Origin of the sequence: Nocardioides sp. 1609, from assembly GCF_004522105.1 — a bacterium.
Classification (GTDB): Bacteria; Actinomycetota; Actinomycetes; order Propionibacteriales; family Nocardioidaceae; genus Nocardioides.
In genome coordinates, this window is the sequence record NZ_SPUJ01000001.1 from 955,309 (window position 1) to 979,769 (window position 24,461).

The window sequence follows — 24,461 nt, forward strand, 5'->3', positions numbered from 1 at the left end:
CTCCCGGGTCTATGGGGTCCGTCCGGACACTCGGGCACACCTCACCGCCGCTGGTCAGAAGCATCTGGCAATGCATCGATGAATCTGGTCGATGGCGACTAGACCAGCACGTCGGCGGGCGGGATCGGATGATTGTGGGTCCGCTACTGAGGCATGATGATCGGGACAACACGGCACCTCAAGCCTAGGAAAGCCATGACATCGAGAAGTGGTCCAGCCACTCGACCCCACACCAGAGCGGCGCCTCTCGCGCCCGCATCGCTCTGGGTACCGGGTGCACTTATGTCGTTGCTCGGCGCCCTCATCCTCGCTGACGGGAACGGTCCGACGGCGCTCGCTGCGGTGTTCCTCGTGGTCGGTCAGGCGTTGTTCCTGCCGGCCGCCGTTGCGCAGGGCATCATGTGGGCAGGATCCGTTCAAGACCGCTAGCCGCTCTGACTCATTCTAAGAGGGAGTGGCCATCGCGGCCTATGGAACCGTGAACCCGCGGTAGCCGGATGGAACCAGATCGACTGGTCAGGTCATCTAGTGGGCGTGAATCTGGAACAATCGACGAACCGTCCCCTTCAGCCGCCATCGTTTGAGGAGTTCCGCCGGGGACGGCGTCCCCGCGCAGGTCGCCGTCCGGTCTATGAGACCGCCGACGCCATCACGGCCTCCCTCGAGTGGGTGCCGACGACCCGATCCGAGACCTGAAAGGTCGCGTCCTCGACGGCATCACCGCCGACTCAACTGACGAGGAGATCGCTCTCGTCGTGGCCCGCCTCGACCTGGCCCGCCTCGACCTGGCCGAGGCCGAGAACCTGGCGTACCTGAAGCGGGTCGGCCATCTAGGAAACCCCTGGCACTCCCCGGGTACTAGCGCGAGTTCAACTCTCCGGCGTACTGGACAGCGGCTCGCACAAGTTCCGACTCGGTCACGAACGAGTCCTGAGGCAACAGGTACGGCCGGATCTCGTCAGTTCCGTTGCTGCACAGAACATCGTCATGCCAGTCATAGTTCATCGTCGGCGCGAGACCGCAAGTCCAGAACCCACCGCCGCCAGTCGCCTGGCCTCGGGCCTCATCTAGGGCGAACTCTCGGTGACGACCCCGATCGCGCTCCCTCACGTAACGCTGCGAGGACTCGATAGACGACTCCTGCTCCTCGAAGTTTGGGCCGGTTTCCCGCGAAACTGCCTCATCCACCAACGGCTTCCACGCGAGGTAGAAGACTCCCAGGGCAAGTGCGACAGCGCCCAAGCCGCAAATCAGCACACCCAGGCCCCCAACAAGGGCTTTGACCAGAGACTTCACGACGCGAACGGTATGACACCGGATCGTCGTGCGGGGGGCGATTCGCCACGCACCACCCAGGGGGTGGGGCCTCGTCGTGCCGATCCTCCATCGAGTTTTCGTGGCCGTCTGCCACGCCACGCCTCGCAAACGACGGGACGCGCGACGCACAGTGAGGGTGGGATGCGCCATTACAAGCGCGACGCCCCGCGACGTTCTGCCGTCCAGAGCCGGCGTCCTCCAGCTGTCTGGGTGACCTGCCAAGATGGGAGTGTCTTTGGGAAGGCACGACGAAGCGCGCCGAGATGTTCTCCCCGGCGAGCAGGGGCAGGGTGCACATCTTCACCAGCGCCTCCCGCGCGCTGTTGGCGTGCAGGGTGCACATGCCCGGGAGGCCGGCGTTCAGCGCGAGCAGCAGGTCCAGGCACTCCTCGGCCCGCACCTCCCCGACGACGATCCGGCTCGGGCGCATCCGCAGGGCCTCCTTCACGAGGTGGCGCAACCGGATCTCGCCGGTGCCCTCGAGACCGGACTGCCGGGTCTGCAGCGGCACCCAGTCGGGGTGCGGGAAGCGCAGCTCGAAGACCTCCTCGGCCGAGACCACCCGCTCGCCACCGGGCACGGCGGCGGCCAGGCAGTTCAGCAGCGTGGTCTTCCCGGCTTGGGTCCCGCCGGCGACCAGGATGTTGAGCCCGGCCCGCACGCTCGCCTCCAGGAACGCCGCCGCCCGCTGGCTCAGGCTGCCCAGCTCGACCAGGTCGTCGAGCTGTCCTGCCCGCAGCACGAACTTGCGGATGTTGACCGCCGTGAACCCGCGGCTGATCCCCTCCAGGACCACGTGCAACCGGTGGCCCTGCGGCAGCATCGCGTCCACGAACGGCGTGGAGACGTCGAGACGACGTCCGCTGCTCTTCAGCATCCGCTCCACCAGCTCGGTCACCTGCGCCTGCGTCAGCACCAGGTTGGTCAGCTCGTGCCGACCGTTGCGCGCCACGAACACCCGCGACGGGTCGTTGATCCAGACCTCCTCCACCGTCGGGTCGTCCAGGAACGGCTGCAACGGCCCGAACCCCGACACCCGCGCCACCAGCTCACCCACCAGCGCACCGACGTCACCGACCGGGGCGACCCGACCGGTCAGGCTCCGCTCGTCGTGCGCACGCACCACCGACTCCGCGATCCGACGCACCACCGCGGCGTCCCGCTGCGGATCGACCCCCTCGCGCCGCACCAGCTCACGCACGTGGAGATCGAGCTGCTCGACGACCGACCCGAGGTCGTCAGGGGTCTGCACCACCGACATCAGGCATCCCCTTCCCGAGTGAGAAAGCCTGCGATCGAACGAATGTAAGCCTCGAAACCCGCCACGAACAGAGGCAACCTCCTCCCTGTGGAGAACAGCCGGCATACGGCGCACCACGAGGTCTCCCCAGTCCCACCCACCTCACCAGGGGCCCTGCGCAGGCCCCGACCGGGCCACCGGCGCACCACCATCCCGATGTTCGTCGAGTCACATGCGGGCCGTTCTTGGAACGATCCAAGAGCCTTCGTTGCTGACATGGACATGACCACCACAACCGAGATCGTCCTCGCCGAGGAGCTCCAGTCCCTGCACACCTCCTACGTGCGTGCCATCAACTCCGCCATCGACTCCGGCAACGACGAGTCGGCCCAGAGCCTGGGTGTCGCCCACGACCGGGAGAAGGCCGCACTGGTCGCCGCGTACCGGGGCAAGACCGGCTCGCGCCCCAGGTTGTTCCGCCGCCGCTGATCCTGCGGTCGAGCGGCGCGCCACACGGCCAGGGGCCGGGCAGTTCTCCGTGCCGAGACGAGTCTCATCTCGGGCGAGGCCATCAGCCAGACGACGGAGACCGGCAACGAGACCCTGGCCGTGCTCGGCCTCGCGGTCGGAGTCGCGGGCCACGTCGCGCTGATGGTCGCCGCGATCTCCTTCGGCGTGCGACTCGGCCGCGAGTCCGCACCGAGCGCCATCGAGGGAGGACGCAGCTCGTCGACCCCGCGGAGCGTCAGGGGCGCGCGGGACGCAGCCCGAGGACGCCGTTCAGCCCGGCGTCCCACCCGAGCGCCCGGTCGGCGGCCAGGCGCGCGTCGATGACGGCGACCTCGTCGTCGGTGAGGTCGACCGGGCGGCGGGTGTCGAGGTCGACCATGAGCGTGATGACCTCGAGGGTGCTGGCGACGGTGTCCGTGGTGTCGTTGACCAGGTAGGAGACGAGGTGCAGCGCCTTGCTGGTGCGTGCGACCAGCCGGTGGTGCACCGACAGCCGCTCGCCCAGGTGCGCCTCGGCCAGGTAGCGCACGTGGTGCTCGAGGTCGAAGAAGTTGTGCCGGCCCTCCTCGATCCGCTCCGATGTGAAGCCGAGCGCGGCGAAGAACGCCCAGCCGCCCTCGTCGTGCAGCGCCATGTGGTGGCGCACGTTGAGGTGGCCGTTGGCGTCGACGAGGTCGGCGGTGACCTCGGTCGTGTACGCGGGGGCCAGGGCCCGGAGGTCGGTGACGGACGGCGCTCGGCTCATGGCCGTGATCGTCGCACCGTGACCGGCGCCGTGTCGTGCGCGGCCACCGCGGCGACGTACCCCGCGCCCAGGTCGAGGTCGGTGACGTGGAACGTCGGGTCGTCGAGCCGGACGCCGGTCATCGGCTCGGTCAGGCCGACGCCGCGCAGCTTCAGCACCGCCTCCTTCCGAGCCCAGGTGCGCAACAGGTCCTCGCTCCGCTCCCCCGGCGCGAGGACCTGGTCGACGACGTCCTCGACGTGCCGGCCGGGGCGCCGCTCCTCGACGTCGACACCGACCGCGCCGCGCTCGCGCCACGCCAGCACCACGCGGTCACCGGAGTGCGCGATCGAGGCCTCGAGCCCGTCGACCGCCGGCTTGCCGTGCGGCCCGCCGCAGCGCGCGCACCGCACCCGGACGACGACCGCGCGCGGCTCCCCGCCCAGGACCGTGGCCGCCGCGGTCCGCAGCAGCGCCCGGCCCGTCACGAAGCGGGCCCGGTCCTCGGGGCGGACCAGCCGCTCCACCCGGGCCGCCTCGTCGGCGTCCAGCAGGTCGCGCAGCGCCGGCCCGTCGACCGGCTCGCACCACTCGACCGTGATCACCGACCTATCGTCGCGGACCCGGCCGCCGGTCGCCCAGCGACCCCACCGGCACCGTCGGCTCGTCGGTCGGCTCCTCGGTGGGCTCGTCCGTCGGCTCGTCGGTCGGTTCGCCGGGCTCGTCCTCGACGACCGGCTCGTGCACCACGACGACGGGCAGGTCGGCCGTCGGCGCCGCGTCCTGCTCCCGGACGTCGGCGGCGTAGGCCCTGGCCACGCGGAGCACCTGCCGCACGTAGGCGCGGGAGGGACGGTGCGCGGTCAACGCCGCCTGGAGCGCGGGGTGCGCGTCGAGGTCGAGCGCCGTCCCGCAGAGCCGGACGGCGAGCGCGAGCGCGGCGTCGTCGACGTCCTGGACGTCGCGGCGACCGTCGTCGTCGGCGTCGACGCCGTAGACCGCCCACTCGGTGGGCAGGAAGCCGGCCGGGCCCGACGTCCGGTCCCAGCGGCCCAGCCCGTCGACCTTGCCGCGGTCGGTGTCGCGGGGCCGGTCCCGCCCGTCCTCGCCGTCGAGCGCGACGCCGTGCACGGCCGGCGCCGCGCGGCCCTCCTCGTCGAGGTCCGCCCCGCCGCGACGGCCGTGGTCGGACTCGACCCGCGCCACGGCGGCGAGCGTCGTCCACCTCACGTGGCAGCCGACCCGGGGGTCGGCCACCACCGAGGCGGCCCGCTCGTAGGCGGCGACCGCCACCGGGGGCACGTCGCGGACGTGCTCCTCGCCCAGGCGGGGCAGCGCCGAGGCGACCGGGACCGGCGCGTCCTCGTCGTCCAGGACGACGGGCGGGTCGAGCGCCTCGGCCACCGGCGAGGACGTGGGCGTGGGCGGCGCCACCCGCGCCGGCAGCGAGACCGGCTCGACGTCGACGCGGAGGGCGGACTCGCCGGGTCCGACGGTGGCCGTGGCGACCATCCCGGCCGCGATGCCGGTGGCGGTGAGCAGGCTGCTGGTGCCGAGGAGGAGTACCCGGCGCAGCGGCACGACGGGTCGGTCGCGCAGCGCGTACCGCCGTGGCGTCGGCGCTCGGTGGCTCGTCATCGCTCGGTCCTCGGTCGCGGGGAGGCAGCGGCGGGTGCCGCTACCTCCCTCATCGACCGCCGCCGGGCGCCACTGAAGCGCGGTGCCCGGATCCGCACCGAACCGTGACCTGGCGCGAGGTCTGGCCACGGCGCGGCCGAGGGGTCAGACGACCAGGCCCAGCAGCAGCACCACGATCAGGCCGCTCACCGACAGGATCGTCTCCATCAGCGACCAGGTGCGGATCGTGTCGCGCACGCTGAGGTTGAAGTACCCCTTCACCAGCCAGAACCCGGCGTCGTTGACGTGGGAGAAGAACACCGAGCCGGCGCCGATGGCCAGGACGAGCAGCGAGATCTCCGGCGAGGACAGGTCCCCGATCGCCGACTGCATGAGCGTCGCGGCGGTGATCGTGGCGATCGTCGCCGAGCCGGTCGCGAGCCGGATCAGCACGGCCAGCACCCAGCCGAGGAGCAGGATCGAGACGTTCGCGTCGAGCGCCCACTCCGCCAGCAGGGTGCCGACGCCGGTGTCGACGAGCACCTGCTTGAACCCGCCGCCGGCGGCGACGATGAGCAGGATGCCGGCGATCGGCGGGAGCGACTCCCCGAGCACGTCGGAGACCTTCTGCAGGTTCATGCCGACGGCGTAGCCGAAGGTGACCATGGCGACGATCGTGCCGATCAGCAGCGCGACGAAGGGGCTGCCGAGCACGTCGAGCACCTGGCGCAGCGTGTTGTCCTCGTCGTCGATGACGATGTCGGCGAGCGACTTGCCGAGCATCAGCACGACGGGCAGCAGGACGGTCGCGATGGTGACGGCGAACGACGGCCGGTCGTCGACCTCGGTGCGCTCGTCGGCGTCGTACGTCGACGGCGCCTCGACGACGACCCAGCGGCCGGCGAGGGCGCCGAACAGCGGGCCGGACACGATGATCGTCGGGATCGCGACGACGAGGCCGAGGCCGAGGGTCAGGCCGAGGTCGGCGCCGAGGAAGCCGATCGCGGCGACCGGGCCGGGGTGCGGCGGCACGAAGCCGTGCATCGCCGAGAGACCGGCCAGCGCCGGGATGCCGAGGGTGATCAGCGACAGGCCGGTACGGCGGGCGACGAGGTAGATGACCGGCATCAGGAGGACCAGGCCGATCTCGAAGAACATCGGCAGGCCGATGATCGCGCCGACCGCGGCCATCGCCCACGGCAGCATCCGCTCCGAGGAGCGCCCGACGATGGTGTCGACGATCTGGTCGGCGCCGCCGGAGTCGGCGAGGAGCTTGGCGAACATCGCGCCGAGCGCGATGAGGACGCCGACGCCCGCGGCCGTCGTGCCGAAGCCGCCGGTGAAGGAGGCCAGGACGTCGTTGACGTTGACACCGGCCAGGATGCCGACGGTGAGCCCGCCGAGGATCAGCGCGATGAACGGGTGGATCTTCACCACCGTGATGAGGACGACGAGCAGCGCGATCGCGGCCAGCGCGGCGAAGACCAGCTGTCCGCCGGACGCCACCGGCTCGATCAGGTCGCCGCCGGCCATCGGCAGCAGCGCGGTCAGGGTGCTCATCGGGTCTCCTCGGTGGGGGTGCCTGCGGGGGCGGTGGGCTCGAGCAGCCGGGCCGACTGCTCGACGATCTCGTCGACGGACTGGCCGACGTCGACCACGACGCCGTCCTCGTCGGGCTGGAGCGGCTCGAGGGTCGCGAACTGCGACGACAGCAGGGACGCCGGCATGAAGTGCCCCGGCCGGCTGGCCTGGCGGGCCGCGATCACGTCGTGGGAGCCCTCGAGGTGCACGAACCGCACCTGGGGCGCGTGCCGGCGGAGCTGGTCGCGGTAGCTGCGCTTGAGCGCCGAGCAGCTCATCACGCCACCCTGCGCCGTGCCGTGCTCGGCGAGCCAGCCGCCGATGATCTCCAGCCACGGGAACCGGTCGGCGTCGTCGAGGGACTCCCCCGAGCTCATCTTGGCGATGTTGGCCGGCGGGTGCAGGTCGTCGGCGTCGGCGAAGGGGACGCGGAGACGCTGGGCGAGGGCGGCGCCGACGGTGGACTTGCCGGAGCCGGACACCCCCATGACGACGAGCAGGTGGGGCCTGCGGGTGGATCCGGGCATCGGGGCTCCCTGGTGGACGACGAGTGACGGTGCCCACATCCTGACCCGAAAGGTATGACCATTGCAACCCCTATCGAGATATTGACCGGATCTTTTCATTCGATTGGTCGAGATGAGACGATGAGTTGGTGACCAACGACCCCGTCCTCGGCCAGCACGCCGGCGTCCTCGACGCGCTCGGGGCACGGATCGCGTCCGGCACCGGCGCCCAGGCGGCGGGGTCCGTGCTCACCCTCGACGGCATCTGCACGACGTACGGCGTCTCGCGCAGCGTCGCCCGCGAGGCGATCCGGGTCCTGGAGTCGATGGGCCTGGTCGCGTCGCGGCGCCGGGTCGGCATCACCATCCAGCCGCAGTCGCGCTGGAACGTCCTCGACCCCCAGGTCATCCGCTGGCGCCTGGCCGGCGACGAGCGCGACGCCCAGCTCGCCTCGTTGTCGGAGCTGCGACGCGGCATCGAACCCACCGCCGCCGCGCTCGCCGCGGGCGGGCGGGCCAGCGCGCACCACTGCCGGATCCTGGCCGCGGCCGTCTCCGACATGGTCGTGCACGGCCGCGACGGCGACCTCGGCTCCTACCTGCTGGCCGACTCGGTCTTCCACCGCACCCTGCTCGAGGCCAGCGGCAACGAGATGCTCCGCTCCCTCGGCGGCGTGGTCACGCAGGTCCTGGTCGGCCGCACGCAGTACGGCATGATGCCGAGCCGGCCGAAGCCCGAGGCGATCGCGCTGCACGACGAGGTGGCGCGCGCGGTGCGGCTCGGTGATCCCGTGACCGCCGAGCGGGCCATGCGCGACATCATCGCCGAGGCCGCCGAGGCGCTCGCCGACGAGCAGTCCGGCGACGCCTGACCAGGTGCCGGGTCAGGTCCTGACTACCCCGATACCCCCCGATCGGCACCCGGTCAAGGCCCGGTCGGGGCATACGCACGGCGCTCCGACGCGCCTACCGTCGAAGGTGCCGGGGGGCGCCAGCTCCGCGAGCACCAGGCTCGACGAGGAGGAGCAGCCGTGACCACGTTCGACCTCACCCTCGCCGGCCCGCTCGGGTCGGCCTTCACCGGCGGCCTCGGCGGGCCCGGCACCCGCAGCCGCACCGACCTCGACTGGCGCGAGAGCGCCGCGATGGGGCTCGGCGCCGCCCCCGGGAGCGCGGTCCGCGCCACGCTCGGGGGCCACGTCACCGAGCGCCTCGACGGCACCGACACGGGCGTCCGGCTGACCCTCGCCGACCCCAGCGGCCGGGTCTCGGCCTTCCACACCTTCCTCACCGACGTCCCCGCCCGCCTCGAGGTCGGCACGACGGTGGCGCAGGGCGACCTGCTCGGCACCGTGCTGTCCGTCGACGGCGTCCCCTCGCACCTGCACCTGGCCCTGGGCGAGCTGGTCGCGGGTCGCCCGACCGGGATCGACCTGTACTCGTCGTACCTCGAGCTGAGCATGACCCAGACGACGATCACGGTGACCTTCTTCCAGCAGGACGACGTGCCGCCGGTCCCGGTCGGGAGCCTGCTCGGCTCCGCCGACCTGCGCGACACGTGGGCGATCGACGTCGGCAGCCTGGTCGGCGTGCAGCGCGCGCTGGTGTCGCTCGGCTTCGACCCCGGCCTCCCGGGCGGGGTCGACGGCCCGCGCACCCGGCACGCCGTCCGGCGGTTCCAGGCCGACCACGGCCTGCGGCCCGACGGCGTCCTCGGGGCGTCGACCCGCGCGACGCTCGCGTCCGTGCTGACCGCGGCCGGCCTGGTCACCACGGTCGCCTGAAGGATCAGCCCGGGTCAACGCCGGGGCAGGTGGAGCCGCAGCACGGAGCCGTCGGCAGGCCGCTCGAGCCGCCCGCCGAGGGAGCCGAGGACGAGCTGGAGGCGCTCCTCGGCCGATCGGGCCGGGGCGCGCCGCGTGCCACCGCCGTCGTCGCAGCTGACGTCGATCCGCAGCCGGCTGGCGGCACCCTCGAACACCAGGCGGACCGCGCCGGTGTCGTGCTCGAGGATGTCCTCGAGCAGCAGGTCGAGCACCTGCTCGACGGGGCCGGGGGTGAAGCGCAGCTCGATGTCGCCCTCGACGGCCGCGCTGAGCCCCCGGTGGTCGAGGTCGAGGACGTCGGCCCAGCGCTGCGCCACCTGCGTGGCGAGGTCGCGCAGCGGCAGCGCCGCGCCGGCCAGCAGGACGCCGCGGCCGCCGAGCTCGACGAGCTCGCCGGCCACCTGGTCGAGCCGGCCGACGGCCTTGAGGCAGCCGATCGTCGCGTCCCGGGCCTCACCCGACAGCGAGGGGTCCTCGATGAGCTCCTCGAGCCGGAACCGCAGGCTGGTCAGCGGCGTCCGCAGCACGTGGGAGGCGTGCAGCCCGAACGCGCGCTCGCGCTCCATCCGTTCCCGCATCTGGGTGGCGCTACTCGCCAGGGCGAGGGCGATCGCCCGCGCCTCGGGCACGCCCCCGCGAGGCAGGTCGAGGTCGAACCGGCCGCGCCCCAGCGCGGCGGCAGCCACGGCGAGCTGCCGGAACGGCGCGGACAGGGACCGCGCGACGAGGTACCCGGTGACGCCGGCGAGGATCGCGAGCAGCCCGAACACGGCGAGCATCTCGAGCCGGTCGCCCCACACGCCCTCGAGCGACTCGTCGTGGACGCTGGTCAGCTCGACCTCGTCGCCGTCACCGAGGATCACCGCGGACGCGAGCTGGTCGGCCGGAGCCTCGGTGTCGAAGCCCGAGCCGGTCAGCACCACCGGGTCGCCGACCTCGCGGGTGAGCTCGATCCGGCTGCGCGGCGTCAGGAAGGGCTCGAGCAGCTCCTGGTCGAGGACGCCGCCGCGGGCGACCTCGTCGGAGATGACCGCCCCCAGCGCCTCGGCCGTCGCGGTGAGGTCCGCGGCCTCGTGGGCGCGGACCCGGCTGTCGCTGGCGTAGCTGCGGATCAGCCCCGCGCCGACGAGGAGGAGGAGCGTGATCGCGATGAACGCGAAGGTGAGTCGCTCACGCATCGGGGGCGGGAGCCTCGAGGCGGAACCCCACACCCCTCACCGCCACGACCCGTTCGGTGACTCCCACGCTCTCGAGCTTCTGTCGGAGCCGCCCGATCGTCACGTCGAGGGTCTTGGTGGAGCCGTACCAGTTCTCGTCCCAGACGTCGGCCATCAGCCGGCCGCGGGAGACGACCTTGTCCTTGTTGGCGGCCAGGATCGACAGCACGTCGAACTCCTTGCCGGTCAGCGGCACCTCGACGTCGCCCGCGTACACGCGGCGGGCGTCCACGTCGATCCGCAGCCCGCCGTCGGGCTCGTCGTGGGCGGACCCGGCACCGGTACGTCGGAGCAGCGCGCGGACCCGGGCCTGCAGCTCGGCGAGGCCGAAGGGCTTGGCGAGGTAGTCGTCGGCGCCGTAGTCGAGGCCGACGACGCGGTCGAGCTCGCCGGCGCGCGCGGTGACGATCATGATCGCGCCCTCGAACCCGGCGGCGCGGGCGTCCTTGCACACCTCGAGGCCGTCCATGTCGGGCAGCCCGAGGTCGAGGATCACCACGTCGGCGGAGCGCCCCGCGAGCTCGTCGAGAGCCTTCTGACCACTGTCGACCCAGCCGACGTCGTAGCCCTCGCGCTCCAGCGTCCGGACAAGGGGGAACGCGATGTCCTCCTCGTCCTCGACGACGAGCACTCTGTGGCCCATGGGGGGAGCATAGGGGGTGCGACACGCTGTCCGGAGCCAAGTGCGAGATGTGGGCCACTCCGAGGAGCCGCACCCTCCCCACGACGTGCGGCTGGCCCACCTGTCGACAACGCTAGGCGGACCGGAGCCACGGTGTCTCCACCGCGTGCCCACGCCGGCCCCATAGTTCGGTAACAGGTCCTGGCCGGTCAGCCGGCGAAGAGGTCGCCGAGGTCGGCGACCCGGGCGAGCACCTCGTCGTGACGCAGCTGCTCGAGGCCGAGCGGGTCGTCGGCGCCCGCCTCGACCTCGCCCCACGAGACCGGCGCGGCCACGTAGGGGCGCTCACGGCCGCGCAGCGAGTACGGCGCCACGGTGGTCTTCGAGCCGGCGTTCTGCGACCAGTCGAGGAAGACCTTGCCGCCCCGCCTGGCCTTGGTCATGGTGGCGGTGACCAGCTTCGGGTGCTCGCCCTGGAGCTCCTCGGCGATCTCCTTGGCGAGCGCCGTCGACTCCTCCGGCGGGAGGCGTCGGGGCAGGTCGGCGTACAGGTGCAGGCCCTTGCTGCCGCTGAGGACCGGCTTGGCGACGAGGTCGCGCTCGGCCAGCTTGTCGCGCGCGAGCAGCGCGACCTGGCAGCACTCGTGGAGCCCGGCGGGCTCGCCGGGATCGAGGTCGACGACGACCCGGTCGGCGTTGCGGGGTCGGCCGTTGCGTCCGACCCGCCACTGGTGCACGTGCAGCTCGAGCGCGGCGAGGTTGGCCAGCCAGGTCAGCGTCGCGAGGTCGTCGACGACCGGGAACACCAGGGTGTCGCCGTGCCGGCTGGAGCCGCGGGACCCGGTGGTCGGCACGGTGACCGTGCGCACCCACGACGGCGTCCCGGGCGGGGCGTTCTTCTCGAAGAAGCTCCCGTCCTGGACGCCGTGCGGCCACCGGATCCGGGTGACGGCGCGGTCGCGCAGGTGCGGCAGCATCGTCGGGGAGATCCGCGCGTAGTAGTCGAGGACCTCACCCTTCGTGGTGCCGGTGCGCGGGTAGAGCACCTTGGCGAGGTTGCTGATCTTGAGCGTCCGGCCGTCGACGTCGACGTGGAGCTCCTCCTTCTCGACCCGCGGGTCGGGCCTCTCGCGCGGGCTCACAGGTCGGCTGCTCCCAGGTCGGTGCGCAGGCCGCGGAAGGACGGCTGCCGCAGCCGGTCGTAGCCCCGACCGTGGGAGTCGACGTCGACGACGAGCACGGGCTCGCACCACCGGGTGCCGGTGGCGTCGACGCGCGGCACCTCGTCGTCGAACGGGCTGTCGGCGCGGCCGAGCCCGGCCACCGCGTCGGCCAGCAACCGGCTCTGCCGGGCGGCGATGCCGCTGCCGACCCGGCCCCGGTAGAGCAGGCCGTCGGGGGTGACCTCGCCGACGAGCAGGGCGGCGAGGCGGTCGGTGGTGCCCTCCTGCGGTCGCCACCCGCCGACGACGTACGACACCCGGTGGCGGTGGGCGAACTTCAGCCAGTGCGGCGAGCGCTCGCCGGGGCGGTACGGCGCGGACAGCCGCTTGCTGACGATGCCCTCCAGGCCCTGCTCGCGGGTCGCGTCGAGCAGCATCGGGCCGTCGTCGTAGGACGGGGGCACCTGCCAGGCCGTGCCCTCGAACGTCTCGGCGAGCAGCGCGCGTCGGGCGGCGAGCGGCTCGGCGACGAGGTCGCGGCCGTCGAGGCGGAGCAGGTCGAAGACCATGAACGTGACCGGCACCTGGTGCACCAGCCGGGCCACCGAGGTCGCCCGCCGCACGTGCATCCGCTCCTGGAGGACCCGGAAGTCGGGCAGGCCGCGCTCGTTGAGGGCGATCACCTCGCCGTCGACGAGGTGATCGCGGCCGGCCAGCGGTGCGTCGGCGACGTCGGGCCAGGCAGCGGTGACGTCGTTGTCGTTGCGGCTGGTGAGCCGGGTGCTGCTCCCCGCCGTCCGGCCGGCGGAGCGGGTGTCGGCGAGGATGCGCATGCCGTCCCACTTCACCTCGTGGGCCCACTCCTCGCCCGCGGGCACGTGGTCACCCTTGGTGGCGAGCATGGGACGCATGGGGCCATCCTGCCTGCGGGCGATGACTTTCGCCCGTCCCACCCGTCAGACTGGTGCGACTCGTACGAGCAGACGACCTCGGAAGGCCTCAGCATGCGCGCGATCTGGAAGGGTGCGGTGTCCTTCGGGCTCGTCAGCGTGCCCGTGAAGCTCTACTCGGCGACCGAGAGCCACGACGTGTCGTTCCGTCAGGTGCACGCCAGCGACGGCGGGCGGATCAAGTACCAGCGGGTCTGCGCGATCGACGGCGAGGAGATCGCGTACGCCGACATCGCCAAGGGCTACGAGACCGAGGACGGCGAGATGGTCATCCTCTCCGACGACGACATGGCGCAGCTGCCGTCGACGTCCTCGCGCGAGATCGCGGTGGAGAAGTTCGTCCCGACCGAGCAGATCGACCCGATGCTCTTCGAGAAGTCCTACTACCTCGAGCCCGAGAAGAGCGGCGCCAAGCCCTACGCGCTGCTGCGCCAGGCGCTGATCGACGCCGACCGGATGGCGGTCGTCACGGTCGCGCTGCGCCAGCGCACGACGGTCGCCGTGCTGCGCGTGCGCGACGACGTGATCGTGCTGCAGACGATGATGTGGCCCGACGAGATCCGCCAGCCCGACTTCACCATCGACACCGGCGAGATCAAGGACTCCGAGGTGCGGATGGCCAACATGCTCGTCGAGACCCTCGCCGGCGACTTCGACGCCGCCGACTTCGAGGACGACTACGCCGGCGCCGTCCAGGAGCTGGTGCGGACCAAGATCGAGGGCGGCGAGATCAAGCGGACCCCCACCTCGACGAAGTCCTCCGGCGAGGTCGTCGACCTCCTGGCCGCCCTCCAGCGCTCGGTGCAGAACGCGAAGACCGCGCGCGGCGAGGCCGCCGACGACGACCCTGCGGACGACCCCGACGAGAAGCCGGCCAAGAAGGCCACGACGAGGAAGGCCGCCGCCAAGAAGGCTCCGGCCAAGAAGACGGCCGCCAAGAAGGCTCCCGCGAAGAAGACCGCCGCCAAGAAGAGCACGACGAGGAAGACGGCTGCCAAGAAGGCGAGCTGACGGCCGTGGCAAGACCCCCAGCCGCACCGCCCCGCGAACCTCTCCGACGAGGCCAGCCGCGTGGTCCCGGCCCACAGGGCCGACGAGCGGCTCAGTCGCCCTCGACGCCGGGGCCGCGGCGCCACCAGGTGGCGAGCTTGTCGGCGTCGCCCTTCGTGAGCGTGGCCTCGGCGTAGCAGAAGCAGCCGGGCAGGTCCCAGTAGCGGACCGGGAGGCGGGCGGCGGTCGTGTACTCGTAGAGGGCGCCGTCGTCCTTGCCCCGCTTGGCCTCCCAGGTGCGGAGCGGGCGCTCGCTGTCCTTCGCGACGGCGAGGGTGAGGTCGCGGTAGGCCTCGAGGGCCTTCTCGGACTCGAAGCGGCCGACGAAGACCTCGATCGGGCCGGCGGGGTCGCAGAAGCTCTCCTCGAGCTCGAGGTCGACGGCGGTCTCGATCCGGTGACAGCTCTCCACGTCGAGCCAGCCGCCGAGGAAGTCGACGAGACCGGGGTCGGACGGACCGGTCGGGTAGGCGATCGAGGGCACCGTCGCCCGGACCGCGGCGACGAGGTCGTCGAGGTCGGTGCCGCGGGGTCCGGTGAGCCTCGCGGACTGCTGGGCGACGTCGTCGTCCCAGTACACGGCGGCCTTGACGGGAGCGCCGGTGTCGTCCTCGCGCTCGAAGGCCGCCAGCGTGCCGAAAGTCGTGACCTCGTGGACCGTGCCGACGCCGTGGTCGACCTGCTCCTCGCGGGCGGCCTCCAGCTTGGCGGCCGAGGCGTAGGTGACGAGCTCGAGGGTGCCGGTCGGCAGCTCGCAGGTCAGCTTCTCGCTGCGGGGACGAGCGGGGCCGGCCGCCCTGCAGGTCACGTCGTCGGGGACGACGGCCTCGGCGAGCCCGCTGTACCTGGCGTTCACCGCGACTGCGTCCGTCCCGTCGGGATCGATCGTCTCGGTCTCGCTCGGGCGCGGGGACGACGTCGCGGCCCCTCCCCCGGCGGGGGCCGGCTCCTCGTCGCCGCCGAGCACGACCGCGGCGACGACGCCGACGATCAGCGCGAGGACCAGCACGGCGGCCGCCACGACCGGCCAGCGCCGGCGGGCGGCACCACGATCGGCCCGCGACCCCCGGCGCGACACGACGTCCGGCTCGAGGCCCGGCGCCGGCGTGGGCAGCGGCACCGGGATCGACGTCGGCGCCAGGGCCGGCACCGCCGGCATCCGCTCGCGGGTGTCGTCCGGCTCGAGGCCGAGGTCGAGGTCGACGCCGGGAGCGGGTCGCGGGTGACGTCGGACGTCGGCGTCGTCGACCCGGCCGACCGCGAAGGCCAGCGCGGCGCACGCCCAGCGGGCGGCCGCCGGGTCGCCGCCGGGCACCCGGGCGAGCCGGTCGCCGGCGTCCTCGACGGCCTCGTCGACGGCGGTGCCCGCGGCGAGGCGGCCGAGGAGGAAGCCGAAGACCCCGGACCGGACCGCGTCGACGAGCAGGCCGCGCTCGGCCGCGGTCGAGACGTCGGCGAAGGAGCCCTCCAGGGCACCGCGCAGCAGGTCCGCGTCGGTGAGGACGGCGTCGCCGCGACGCACGCCGAGGTCGTACAGGTGTTCGTGGAGCTCCATCGGTTCCCTTCAGCCGGTCCGGTGCCGGATCCGGCTCACGCCGTCTCCCACCGGAACAGTCTGGCGGCAACCAGGGAGACCACGAGCGCGAACCCCGCCAGGATCGCGACCGGCAGCAGCGCCGAGCCCGGTCCCTGACCTCGCACCATGACGTCCAGCATGCCCTCGTTGAGGTGCTTGAGCGGGAGCACGTTCGACACGGTGCGCAGCCAGGCCGGCGCCGCGTCGAGCGGGAAGAACGAGCCGCTGAGGAACGCCATCGGCAGCACCATGAAGTTGGCGGCGTTCACCGCGCCCTCGGTGGTCGTGGTGATCGCTCCGGCGAGCAGGCCGACCGCCATGAAGCAGAGCGTGCCGACGACGAGGAGCGGGATCGACATCCACCACGACCCGGAGAGCTGCAGCCCGAAGGCGCCGGCGCCGAGCCCGAGGAAGATCGCCATCTGCACGAACGCGATCCCGATCGCGACGGTGACGCGGGCGCCGACGACGGTCCGCGTCGAGACGGGAGCGAGCTGGAGCCGGCGCAACAGCTTCGACTGCCGCCAGCCCTGGATGGTCGCGGCCGCGCCGAACGCCGCGCTCATCGCCACCGCCCAACCGAGCAGGCCGGGGGTCACGAACTGGATCGTCGTCAACGAGTCGTCCTCGACCGGCTCGGTCTCCAGCGTGTACGTCGGCGGCGACCCCGTCATCGCGATGTTCGCGCCGTCGACGAACGCGCGCAGCGTGCCCTGGGTGATCGCGGCACCGACCTGGTCGGTCTGGGTGTAGTGCGCCACGAGGGTGTCGCCCTGCATCTCGATCGCGACGTCGGCGTCGCCCTTGCGGACGTCCTCGAGCGCCGCGTCGAGGTCGTCGCTCCGCGTGACGTCGAAGGTGTCGTCGAAGGCCTCGCGCGAATCCTCAGGCAGGTCGTCGACCAGGGACACGTCGCCGACCTGCACCAGGTCGACCTTCGACCGGGCCTGGTCGTCGAAGATGCCGCCGAACAGGACCAGGAACATCAGCGGGAAGATCAGCGCGAAGAAGACCGCTGCCCGGTCGCGCAGGAAGCCCTTGATGATCGCCAGGGAGAGCGCCTCGAAGGTCGTGGTGGTCGCCGGCATCAGGCTCGGTACTCCCGTCCGGTGAGGTCGAGGAAGACGTCCTCGAGGGTGGCGGTCCTGATCTGGACGCCGTCGAGGCGGTCCTGCTCGGCGAGCCGGGTCAGCACCGCGGCCGGTGACCGGGTGGTGAGCACGACGCCGTCGACCGACTCGGCGGCGTCGTCGACGCCGTCGATCGCACGGGCCTCGTCGAGACTGACCTGGCCGGGGCCCACCGTGACGCGGGCCGGTGCGTCGAGCCCGCGCACGAGCGCCGCGGGGCTGTCCACCTCCAGGATGCGACCGGCGTCCATGATCGCCACGCGGTCGCAGAGCACCTCGGCCTCGTCCATGTAGTGCGTGGTGAGGACGACGGTGCGGCCCGAGTCGTTGAGCCCGGCGAGCAGGTCCCAGAGGTTGCGGCGGGCCTGCGGGTCGAGCGCCGCGGTCGGCTCGTCGAGGAAGACGACCTCGGGGTCGTGCACGAGCGCGCAGGCGATCGAGAGCCGCTGGGCCTGACCACCGGAGAGGTCCTCGACGCGGGTGTCGGCCTTCTCGACCAGCCCGACCCGCTCCAGCCACTCGTCGGCCGCCGCCAGCGGCACGGAGTACAGCGAGGCGAAGGTCCGGATCTGCTCACGCGCCGTCAGCCGCTCGAAGAACGCCGAGGCCTGCAGCTGCACCCCCATCCGCGGCAGCAGCCTCGGGTTGCGCGGCCACACCGCCTCGCCGAGGACCCGGACGCTGCCCTCGTCGGGCTCCCGGAGACCCTCGATCATCTCCAGGGTCGTCGTCTTGCCCGCCCCGTTGGGTCCGAGGATGCCGACGAACTCGCCCTCCGCGACCTCGAGGCTCACCCCGTCGACCGCGCGCAGGTCGCCGTACCGCTTGACCAGGCCGTCCACCTCGATAGCCGCCATGCCGGGACCCTAGGTCCGCTCCCGGGACGGGGCCAACCCGGGTCCCGTGCTCGGAGACGACGCACGGCCCGCCGCAGGCGTGCGACGGGCCGTGCGGGGTGGGGAGGGTCAGGCGACCTTGGCCGTCCTGGCGCTCCGACCGGTCACGGTGAGGTAGCCGGGCTTGGTGGCGGTGACGACCACGACGACCCGCTGGCCGCGGGCGGCCCTGGTGACCGCGAACGTGCGACCGGCGCCGCGCGCACCGGCCACGGCCTTGCCGCCGACGTACCAGCGGTAGGTCAGCGTCACGCCGGCGTCACGGCCACCCGGGACGGCGCGCAGCGTGCGACCGACGACCGCCCGGCCGGCCACCGTCGGCGTCGGCCGCCGCACCTGCCGGCCGAGCGCCACCGGCACGGTGCCCGCGCTGGTGACCTCGGTCGGCGCGAAGCCCGGCTTGGTGCCGGTGACGACGACCGCGAGCCGCCGGCCCGCGTCGGCCGCCACGGCGGTGTACGTCGCGGCGGTGGCGCCGGTGATCGGCGTGCCGTCGCGCGTCCACCGGTAGGCCAGCGTGACACCGTCGTCCCAGGTGCCGGGGACGGCGGTCAGCGGGACGCCGACGCGGGCGGTGCCGGTGACCGTCGGGGCCGGTGCCTCGGTCAGGTCGCCCGGGGCGACCGCAGCGGTGGCGGCACTGGTGCGGGTGACGTCGCCGAAGCCGGCCCTCGAGCCGGTGACGGCCACGCGGACCACCTTGCCGGCGTCGTCGGGGCCCAGGAGCAGGGTCGGCCCGGTGGCGTCCAGGACGTCCTCGCCACCGACGGTCCACCCGAAGGAGAACGTGGTGCCGGCCGCCCAGCCGCTGGTGTCGGCGGTGAGCTCGGCGCCGACCTTCGGGGTGCCCGTGATCGTCGGCGGCGGCGCCGGGGAGACCGCCTGCTCGGCGACGTCGGCGCGGGTCGTGCAGGGAGCACCGGGGGCGCAGAAGCCGCCGAGGGTCTGCGACGCGAGGCTCGCGCGGAGCGAGGCGGCGCTGACGTCGTCGTCGACGACCACGTCGAAGGACACCGTCTGGCGGCCGTGGCGCGGCGTGGTCGGCAGCGCCCAGGCGAGGGTGTCGCCGACGCGGGTCAGCCCGGCGGGGAGCGCACCGAGGGTGGCGTCGTCGAGGACGTCGGACAGGTCGACCTCCGCGACGCTGGACGTCAGCGGGACGTAGCCCTCGTTGGTCGCGGTGACGGTGTAGGTCACGGTGTCACCGGGCTCCAGAGCACCGTCGGCGGTGTCCTGGCCGAGGACCAGGTCGTAGCGCTGCGGCCAGGCCGGCTTGTCGGCGTCGTGGACCCAGTCCTGGAAGAACGCGTCGAGCTCGGCACCCGAGACCTCCTCGGCGAGGGCGAGCAGCGCGGCGGTGCCGCGGCTCCCACCGGCGTGGCGGACCTGCCACTCCCGGACCAGCGCGAAGAAGTCGTCGTCACCGATCGAGAGCCGCAGCGCCTCCCAGAACTGCGCGCTGCGGGTGTAGGTCTGGTAGCCGTACAGGCCGGCTGCGTCGGTGATGCCGGCCGGCGGGGTCAGCCAGCTCGCGCTCTCGGGGGCGGTGGCCGACCAGCTGGTGAAGTAGGTGTACTCCGTGGTCGCACCGCTCGTCGCGGGCTCGGCGAGCTGGTTGGCGAAGTACGTCGGCATCCAGGTCGCCATGCCCTCGTTGATGTAGAGGTCGTTCCAGACCGTGGGGGCGACGTTGTTGCCGTACCACTGGTGGGCCAGCTCGTGCACGAAGGTGCCGGCGCTGATGCTGGTCGGGAAGAAGGAGCGGTCCTGGGTCTCGAGCGCGTAGCTGATCGCGCTCGGGACGATGTCGACGACCACACCGATGCTGTTGCCCGGGTAGGGGCCGTAGCGCGACTCGAGCCCGTCGAGGACGCTCTTGAAGCGGGCGCGCTGCACGTTGACGCTGTTCTTGTTCGACGTCGTGCTCGCCGAGTCGACGAAGCTCCACTCGTGCAGGGTCCGGCCGCTGGCCAGGGTGACGTCGGACTCGAGGACGTCGTACTTGCCGATCGAGATGATCGCGAGCTCGGAGGCCATCGGTTCCTGCTGCACCCACCTCCACGTGGTGCGCTCGCCCTCGACGACCTTCCCGACCAGCTCACCGTTGCTCGCGGCGGCGGCGTTGCCGGTGCCGGCGGCGTTGGTGATCGTGTTGGGGACGTCGACGTCGATCGTGTACGTCGCCTTGTCGGCGGGCGTGTTGTTGTTGGGGAAGCCGGTCATCGAGCCGATCGGCTGGTTGACGAACGTCGCCCCGTCGGCCGTCACGTTCCAGCCCTCGTAGGAGCCGTCGGCGTCGGTGTGGCGGGTCGGGATGCCGCTGTAGGTGACCACGGTCGTGAAGCTGCCGCTGACCGGGGCCGCCGGGGTGACGACCAGCTTGTGCTTGATGTCGGCCGGCACCTCGTCGTGCGCGAACGCCGCGGGCGCACCGTCGACGGTCACCGACGACACCGTGAGACCGCCGCGCTCGAAGTCGAACGAGAACGAGGAGAGCGGCGCGCCCGTCGTGCTCGCCTCGATCGTGGTCGTCGCGGCGATCGTGCTCAGCGCCAGCGTCGCGCCCGGGGTCCAGGCGAGGTCCAGGTCGTAGTGCTGCACGTCGTAGCCGCCGTTGCCGACGTTCGGGAACAGCGAGTCCCCGGACGTCTGCGCCCCGGCGACCGGGTCCTCGGCGTGGGCCGGTGCCGCGGCCTGCGGCAGCGCGACGGCCGCGACGGCGACCAGCGGGGCGAGGAGTCGGGCCGAGATCCTCGTGGAGCGGGGGCGGGGCTTGGTCATCCTCGTCCTTCGGTCGAGTGGGTGAACCGGCTCAACCTAGGGCTCCGCACCAACCACCCGCCGGGAAACCGGGCCGCCGAAACAGCGATGTAACCGGGCCCGGTCAGGCCAGCGAGTCGAGCCAGGCCCGGTGCAGGTCGGAGAAGTGTCCGGCTCCCCCGGCGACCAGGTCGGCCGGGGCGCCGTCCTCGACGATGTCGCCGTGCGCCATCACCAGCACCCGGTCGGCGATCTCGACGGTCGAGAGCCGGTGGGCGATGATCACGGCCGTCCGGCCGGCGAGCACGGTGCGCAGCGCATGCTGGACCAGGCGCTCCGACGGGACGTCGAGGGACGACGTCGCCTCGTCGAGGATGAGCACCTCGGGGTCGGCGAGGAAGGCGCGGGCGAACGCGACGAGCTGGCGCTGGCCGGCGCTGAGCCGGCCCCCGCGGTTGGCGACCTGGGTGTCGTAGCCGTCGGGCAGCGCCATGATCAGGTCGTGCGCACCGAGGGCGCGGGCCGCCGCCTCGACGTCGGCGTCGGAGGCGCCCGGCCGGCCGAAGCGGATGTTGTCGGCGATCGAGCCGGTGAACAGGAAGTTCTCCTGGGTCACCATCACCACCGAGGAGCGCAGGTCGTCGGAGGCCAGGTCGCGCAGGTCGACGCCGTCGAGGAGCACCCGGCCGGAGGTGGGGTCGTAGAAGCGGGTCGCGAGCTTGGCCAGCGTCGTCTTGCCGGCGCCGGTCGTGCCGACCAGGGCGACCGTCTGCCCGCCCGGGACGTCGAGGTCGAGGCCGGGCAGCACGTCACGGCCGTCGACGTAGGAGAACCGGACCTGCTCGAAGGTGAGCCCGCCGCGACGGTGCGCGAGCGGGACCGGGGTCACCGGCTCGGGAACCGACGGCTCCACGCGCAGCACCCCGGCGAGCTTCTCCAGGGCCGCCGAGGCGGACTGGAAGGTGTTGAAGAACTGCGAGATCTCCATCATCGGCTCGAAGAACCGCCGCAGGTAGAGCAGGAACGCCGCGAGCACGCCCACGGTGACCTCGCCGTGGTAGGCGAGGTAGCCGCCGTAGACGAGGACCGCGGCGATCGTGATGTTGCCGATCAGCCGGACGCCCGGCATGAACCAGGCGACCAGCCGGAACGCGACCAGGTTGGCCCGGCGGTTGTCGTCGTTGAGGACGTCGAAGATCTCCAGGTCGCGCGGCTCGCGGCGGAACGCCTGCACCGCGCGGACGCCGCCCATCGACTCGACGAAGTGGACGATCAGCAGCGCGACCCGCTCGCGGGCGACGCGGTAGCTCTTCGCCGACTCGCGCCGGAACCACGCGGTGATCCAGAACAGGAACGGACCGCAGAGCAGCGCCAGCAGGCCGAGCTTCACGTCGAGGAACATCAAGATGACGGCCGTGCCGACGAGGGTCAGGAACGCCGTGACCAGGCCGTCGAAGCCGGTCTCCAGCATCTCGTAGATCGCGTCGATGTCGGAGGTCTGCCGGGAGATGATCCGGCCCGAGGTGTAGTCGTCGTGGAAGGCCGGGCTGAGCCGCTGGAAGTGCCGGAACACGCGGCGTCGCAGCTGGTAGAGGAGGTCCTGGCCGATCCGGCCGGAGCGCACCAGGAAGATCTGCCGGGTGATGGCCTGCACGATCGTCGCGCCGAGCACGAGGGCGACGACGACGCCCAGCGGGCCGAGGTCGTCGTTCTCGCGGATCGGCGGGATGCCGCTGTCGATGCCGACCTTGACGAGGTAGGGGATGGCCAGGCGGGCGGCGTTCTCGACGACCACGACGGCGACGAGGATCCAGATCGCCCGCCGGTAGGGGCGCAGCAGCTCGCGGAGCAGCTGGCCCGACCCGCCGGTGAAGCGGATCCGGTCGGCGCTGTCGATGGTGTCGGCCTCGCCCGCGGCGATGCCGCGCCAGGACTGGTCGGTGTCGGTGCCGGTGCCGGACTTGGTGCCGGCGTCGGCGCTCATGCCGGCACCCGGTCGCCGGCGTCGGCGCTGAGCAGCTCGCGGTAGGCCGGGACCTCGGCGAGGAGGGTGCGGTGCTGGCCGACGTGGGTGAGGGTGCCGTCCTGGAGCAGCGCGACCCGGTCGGCGAGCAGCACGGTCGAGGCGCGGTGGGCGACCACGATGCCGGTGGTGGCGCCGAGCACGGTCCGCAGGGCGTCCTCGACGAGCTTCTCGGTGTGGACGTCGAGCGCGGACAGCGTGTCGTCGAGCACCAGGACGCGGGGGCGGGCGACGACCGCGCGGGCCAGCGCGAGCCGCTGCCGCTGGCCGCCGGAGAGCGCCATGCCCTGCTCCCCGATGCGGGTGTCGAGCCCCCAGGGCAGGTCGCGCACGAACCCGGCCTGGGCGACGTCGATCGCCTCCTGGACGTCGGCGTCGGTGGCGTCGGCGCGCCCCAGGGTGAGGTTCTCGCGGGCGCTCATCGAGAACAGGGTGGGCTCCTCGAACGCCGTCGCGACGAGCGAGCGCAGGTGACCGAGCTCGAGGTCGCGGACGTCGACGCCGTCGATCGTGATGCGCCCACCCGTCACGTCGTGCAGCCGCGGCACCAGGGCGGTGAGGGCGGTCTTGCCCGAGCCGGTGCCACCGACGATCGCGACCGTCTCGCCGGGCGCCACGTCGAGGCAGACGTCGCGCAGGACGATCTCGTCGGGCGCGTCGGGGAAGGCGAAGTCGACGTGCTCGAAGCGCAGGTGGCCGCGCGGCTCGGCGATCGTGCGGTCGCCGCCGACGATCGCGGGCTCGGTGTCGAGCACCTCGAGGATGCGGGCGGCCGCCGACATCGCCTCCTGGGCCATGGCGAGGATGACGCCGAGCGAGGAGACCGGCCAGACCAGCGAGAGCAGCAGCGTGATGAACGCGACCAGCTCACCGGTGGTCAGCGCGCCCTGGCCGGCGCCGATGGCGCCGAGGAGCAGGACGACGCAGACGGCGAGGTTGGGGATCACCTCCAGGAAGGTCCAGAACCGGGCCGAGAGGTGCACCTTGTCCATGCTGGAGGCGTGCAGCGAACGGGCCTGCCGCTCGTACTCGGAGGCGACGTGCTCGCTGCGGCCGAACGCCTTGATGACCCGGAAGCCCAGTGCGCCCTCCTCGGCGAGGGTGGCGAGGTCGCCCTGCTGGTCCTGCACGCGGCGCGACATCACGACGTACTTCTTCTCGAAGGTCATCGAGAGCCACACGATGGGTGCGGCGGTAGCGGCGACGACCAGGCCGAGCGGCCAGTACATGCCGAGCAGGACGATGGTCACGGCGACGACCTGCACGATGTTGACGACCAGGAAGATCAGCCCGAAGCCGCTGAACCGGCGGATCGAGCTGAGGTCCTGGATCGCGCGTGACAGCAGCTGGCCCGCCGGCCACTTGCTGTGGAACGACATCGGCAGCTCCTGGAGCCGCGTGTAGAGGTCGTGGCGCATCGAGGTCTCCATGGCGAGCACCGCGGTGCTCTGGACCCACCGCCGCACGAAGATCAGCACCGCCTCGACGACGCCGAGGCCCAGCGCGAGCAGGCCGAGCGGCAGCACCGGTCCCAGCTCGTGGTCGGCGATCGGACCGTCGATCACCGCACGGGTGACCAGCGGGATCCCGATCGAGGTGCCCACCACCGCCAGCGAGGTGAGCAGCATGATCGCCACCGAGCCGAGGTGCGGGCACAGGTAGCCGCGCAGCCGCCACAGGGAGCGGACGCTGGCCGCAGGCGGCTGGTCAGGGTCGGGGTCGAGACCGACGTCGCGAGAAGTCGTTGCCATCG

Annotated in this window: 20 protein-coding genes; 4 read left to right on the top strand and 16 right to left on the bottom strand. The window is 72.4% G+C overall.

Features of this window, described 5'->3' with window-relative positions:
• Positions 1-1,180: 1,180 nt before the first annotated feature.
• Positions 1,181-2,578: an ATPase, T2SS/T4P/T4SS family gene (locus E4623_RS04285; RefSeq protein WP_245154848.1), complete on the bottom strand. Its 1,398-nt coding sequence runs from the start codon at positions 2,576-2,578 to the stop codon at positions 1,181-1,183.
• Positions 2,579-2,839: 261 nt separating this feature from the next.
• On the opposite strand from E4623_RS04285, the gene E4623_RS04290 reads away from it, so the two are divergent.
• Positions 2,840-3,046 (top strand): hypothetical protein, encoded by a 207-nt coding sequence (locus E4623_RS04290; RefSeq protein WP_134765226.1) that lies wholly within the window; start codon positions 2,840-2,842, stop codon positions 3,044-3,046.
• Between the two features lie 256 nt (positions 3,047-3,302).
• Here E4623_RS04290 and E4623_RS04295 read toward each other — a convergent pair whose 3' ends face one another.
• From E4623_RS04295 to E4623_RS04315, 5 genes are all read right to left on the bottom strand, one after another.
• Positions 3,303-3,812 carry a thioesterase family protein gene (locus E4623_RS04295; RefSeq protein ID WP_134765227.1) on the bottom strand — a complete coding sequence of 170 codons (510 nt, stop codon included), beginning with the start codon at positions 3,810-3,812 and terminating at the stop codon, positions 3,303-3,305.
• Positions 3,809-4,396: a 4'-phosphopantetheinyl transferase superfamily protein gene (locus E4623_RS04300; RefSeq protein WP_134765228.1), complete on the bottom strand. Its 588-nt coding sequence runs from the start codon at positions 4,394-4,396 to the stop codon at positions 3,809-3,811. Before E4623_RS04300 ends, E4623_RS04295 begins: the two co-directional genes overlap by 4 nt.
• A 4-nt stretch (positions 4,397-4,400) precedes the next feature.
• The gene (locus E4623_RS04305; RefSeq protein WP_134765229.1) at positions 4,401-5,429 is read right to left on the bottom strand and encodes a hypothetical protein; all 1,029 of its coding nucleotides are present in this window, start codon (positions 5,427-5,429) and stop codon (positions 4,401-4,403) included.
• A 144-nt stretch (positions 5,430-5,573) separates the two neighbouring features.
• Positions 5,574-6,968 (bottom strand): gluconate:H+ symporter, encoded by a 1,395-nt coding sequence (locus tag E4623_RS04310; RefSeq protein WP_134765230.1) that lies wholly within the window; start codon positions 6,966-6,968, stop codon positions 5,574-5,576.
• Positions 6,965-7,516 (bottom strand): gluconokinase, encoded by a 552-nt coding sequence (locus tag E4623_RS04315; RefSeq protein WP_134765231.1) that lies wholly within the window; start codon positions 7,514-7,516, stop codon positions 6,965-6,967. The genes E4623_RS04310 and E4623_RS04315 overlap by 4 nt, the downstream gene beginning before the upstream one ends.
• A gap of 128 nt (positions 7,517-7,644) precedes the next feature.
• Here E4623_RS04315 and E4623_RS04320 point away from each other — a divergent pair, with 128 nt between their 5' ends.
• Together E4623_RS04320 and E4623_RS22910 are read left to right on the top strand one after the other, a co-directional pair.
• Complete coding sequence (locus tag E4623_RS04320) at positions 7,645-8,367, top strand: FCD domain-containing protein (protein WP_134765232.1); 723 nt, start codon at positions 7,645-7,647, stop codon at positions 8,365-8,367.
• A gap of 159 nt (positions 8,368-8,526) precedes the next feature.
• Complete coding sequence (locus E4623_RS22910; protein ID WP_209020481.1) at positions 8,527-9,279, top strand: peptidoglycan-binding protein; 753 nt, start codon at positions 8,527-8,529, stop codon at positions 9,277-9,279.
• A 14-nt stretch (positions 9,280-9,293) separates the two neighbouring features.
• Here the strand turns inward: E4623_RS22910 and E4623_RS04330 are convergent, their stop codons facing one another.
• From E4623_RS04330 to E4623_RS04345, 4 genes are all read right to left on the bottom strand, one after another.
• Positions 9,294-10,499, bottom strand: coding sequence for a HAMP domain-containing histidine kinase (locus E4623_RS04330; protein ID WP_134765233.1), 1,206 nt, complete (start codon positions 10,497-10,499; stop codon positions 9,294-9,296).
• The gene (locus E4623_RS04335) at positions 10,492-11,181 is read right to left on the bottom strand and encodes a response regulator transcription factor (protein ID WP_134765234.1); all 690 of its coding nucleotides are present in this window, start codon (positions 11,179-11,181) and stop codon (positions 10,492-10,494) included. Before E4623_RS04335 ends, E4623_RS04330 begins: the two co-directional genes overlap by 8 nt.
• A gap of 188 nt (positions 11,182-11,369) precedes the next feature.
• Positions 11,370-12,302 carry a non-homologous end-joining DNA ligase gene (ligD, locus tag E4623_RS04340; RefSeq protein ID WP_134765235.1) on the bottom strand — a complete coding sequence of 311 codons (933 nt, stop codon included), beginning with the start codon at positions 12,300-12,302 and terminating at the stop codon, positions 11,370-11,372.
• On the bottom strand, positions 12,299-13,234 hold the full coding sequence (locus tag E4623_RS04345) for a DNA ligase (protein WP_134765236.1): 936 nt from the start codon (positions 13,232-13,234) through the stop codon (positions 12,299-12,301). The genes ligD and E4623_RS04345 overlap by 4 nt, the downstream gene beginning before the upstream one ends.
• Positions 13,235-13,327: 93 nt before the next feature.
• Between E4623_RS04345 and E4623_RS04350 the strand changes: the two genes are divergently transcribed.
• Positions 13,328-14,284 (top strand): Ku protein, encoded by a 957-nt coding sequence (locus E4623_RS04350; protein WP_134765237.1) that lies wholly within the window; start codon positions 13,328-13,330, stop codon positions 14,282-14,284.
• 91 nt (positions 14,285-14,375) lie between these two features.
• Here the strand turns inward: E4623_RS04350 and E4623_RS04355 are convergent, their stop codons facing one another.
• The 6 genes from E4623_RS04355 to E4623_RS04380 form a co-directional block, all read right to left on the bottom strand.
• Positions 14,376-15,878, bottom strand: a complete 1,503-nt coding sequence (locus E4623_RS04355) for a hypothetical protein (protein WP_134765238.1) — start codon at positions 15,876-15,878, stop codon at positions 14,376-14,378.
• A gap of 35 nt (positions 15,879-15,913) precedes the next feature.
• Positions 15,914-16,987, bottom strand: coding sequence for an ABC transporter permease (locus E4623_RS04360; protein ID WP_134765239.1), 1,074 nt, complete (start codon positions 16,985-16,987; stop codon positions 15,914-15,916).
• The gene (locus E4623_RS04365) at positions 16,987-17,886 is read right to left on the bottom strand and encodes an ABC transporter ATP-binding protein (RefSeq protein WP_134765240.1); all 900 of its coding nucleotides are present in this window, start codon (positions 17,884-17,886) and stop codon (positions 16,987-16,989) included. The genes E4623_RS04360 and E4623_RS04365 overlap by 1 nt, the downstream gene beginning before the upstream one ends.
• A gap of 108 nt (positions 17,887-17,994) precedes the next feature.
• Positions 17,995-20,706, bottom strand: coding sequence for a M1 family aminopeptidase (locus tag E4623_RS04370; protein ID WP_134765241.1), 2,712 nt, complete (start codon positions 20,704-20,706; stop codon positions 17,995-17,997).
• A 103-nt stretch (positions 20,707-20,809) separates the two neighbouring features.
• On the bottom strand, positions 20,810-22,669 hold the full coding sequence (locus E4623_RS04375) for an ABC transporter ATP-binding protein (protein WP_134765242.1): 1,860 nt from the start codon (positions 22,667-22,669) through the stop codon (positions 20,810-20,812).
• Entirely contained in the window at positions 22,666-24,459 is a 1,794-nt protein-coding gene (locus tag E4623_RS04380; protein WP_134765243.1) for an ABC transporter ATP-binding protein, read from the bottom strand. Before E4623_RS04380 ends, E4623_RS04375 begins: the two co-directional genes overlap by 4 nt.
• Between the last annotated feature and the right edge of the window lie 2 nt (positions 24,460-24,461).

Bases quoted from the DNA above. Each gene is read 5' to 3' on its own strand.
- E4623_RS04295 (WP_134765227.1), bottom strand. From the start codon at position 3,812: ATGAGCCGAGCGCCGTCCGTCACCGACCTCCGGGCCCTGGCCCCCGCG.
- E4623_RS04375 (WP_134765242.1), bottom strand. From the start codon at position 22,669: ATGAGCGCCGACGCCGGCACCAAGTCCGGCACCGGCACCGACACCGAC.
- E4623_RS04365 (WP_134765240.1), bottom strand. From the start codon at position 17,886: ATGGCGGCTATCGAGGTGGACGGCCTGGTCAAGCGGTACGGCGACCTG.
- E4623_RS04380 (WP_134765243.1), bottom strand. From the start codon at position 24,459: ATGGCAACGACTTCTCGCGACGTCGGTCTCGACCCCGACCCTGACCAG.
- E4623_RS04345 (WP_134765236.1), bottom strand. From the start codon at position 13,234: ATGCGTCCCATGCTCGCCACCAAGGGTGACCACGTGCCCGCGGGCGAG.
- E4623_RS04305 (WP_134765229.1), bottom strand. From the start codon at position 5,429: ATGACGAGCCACCGAGCGCCGACGCCACGGCGGTACGCGCTGCGCGAC.
- E4623_RS04315 (WP_134765231.1), bottom strand. From the start codon at position 7,516: ATGCCCGGATCCACCCGCAGGCCCCACCTGCTCGTCGTCATGGGGGTG.
- E4623_RS04360 (WP_134765239.1), bottom strand. From the start codon at position 16,987: ATGCCGGCGACCACCACGACCTTCGAGGCGCTCTCCCTGGCGATCATC.
- E4623_RS04370 (WP_134765241.1), bottom strand. From the start codon at position 20,706: ATGACCAAGCCCCGCCCCCGCTCCACGAGGATCTCGGCCCGACTCCTC.
- E4623_RS04285 (WP_245154848.1), bottom strand. From the start codon at position 2,578: ATGTCGGTGGTGCAGACCCCTGACGACCTCGGGTCGGTCGTCGAGCAG.
- E4623_RS04335 (WP_134765234.1), bottom strand. From the start codon at position 11,181: ATGGGCCACAGAGTGCTCGTCGTCGAGGACGAGGAGGACATCGCGTTC.
- E4623_RS04310 (WP_134765230.1), bottom strand. From the start codon at position 6,968: ATGAGCACCCTGACCGCGCTGCTGCCGATGGCCGGCGGCGACCTGATC.
- E4623_RS04330 (WP_134765233.1), bottom strand. From the start codon at position 10,499: ATGCGTGAGCGACTCACCTTCGCGTTCATCGCGATCACGCTCCTCCTC.
- E4623_RS04290 (WP_134765226.1), top strand. From the start codon at position 2,840: ATGACCACCACAACCGAGATCGTCCTCGCCGAGGAGCTCCAGTCCCTG.
- E4623_RS04355 (WP_134765238.1), bottom strand. From the start codon at position 15,878: ATGGAGCTCCACGAACACCTGTACGACCTCGGCGTGCGTCGCGGCGAC.
- E4623_RS04350 (WP_134765237.1), top strand. From the start codon at position 13,328: ATGCGCGCGATCTGGAAGGGTGCGGTGTCCTTCGGGCTCGTCAGCGTG.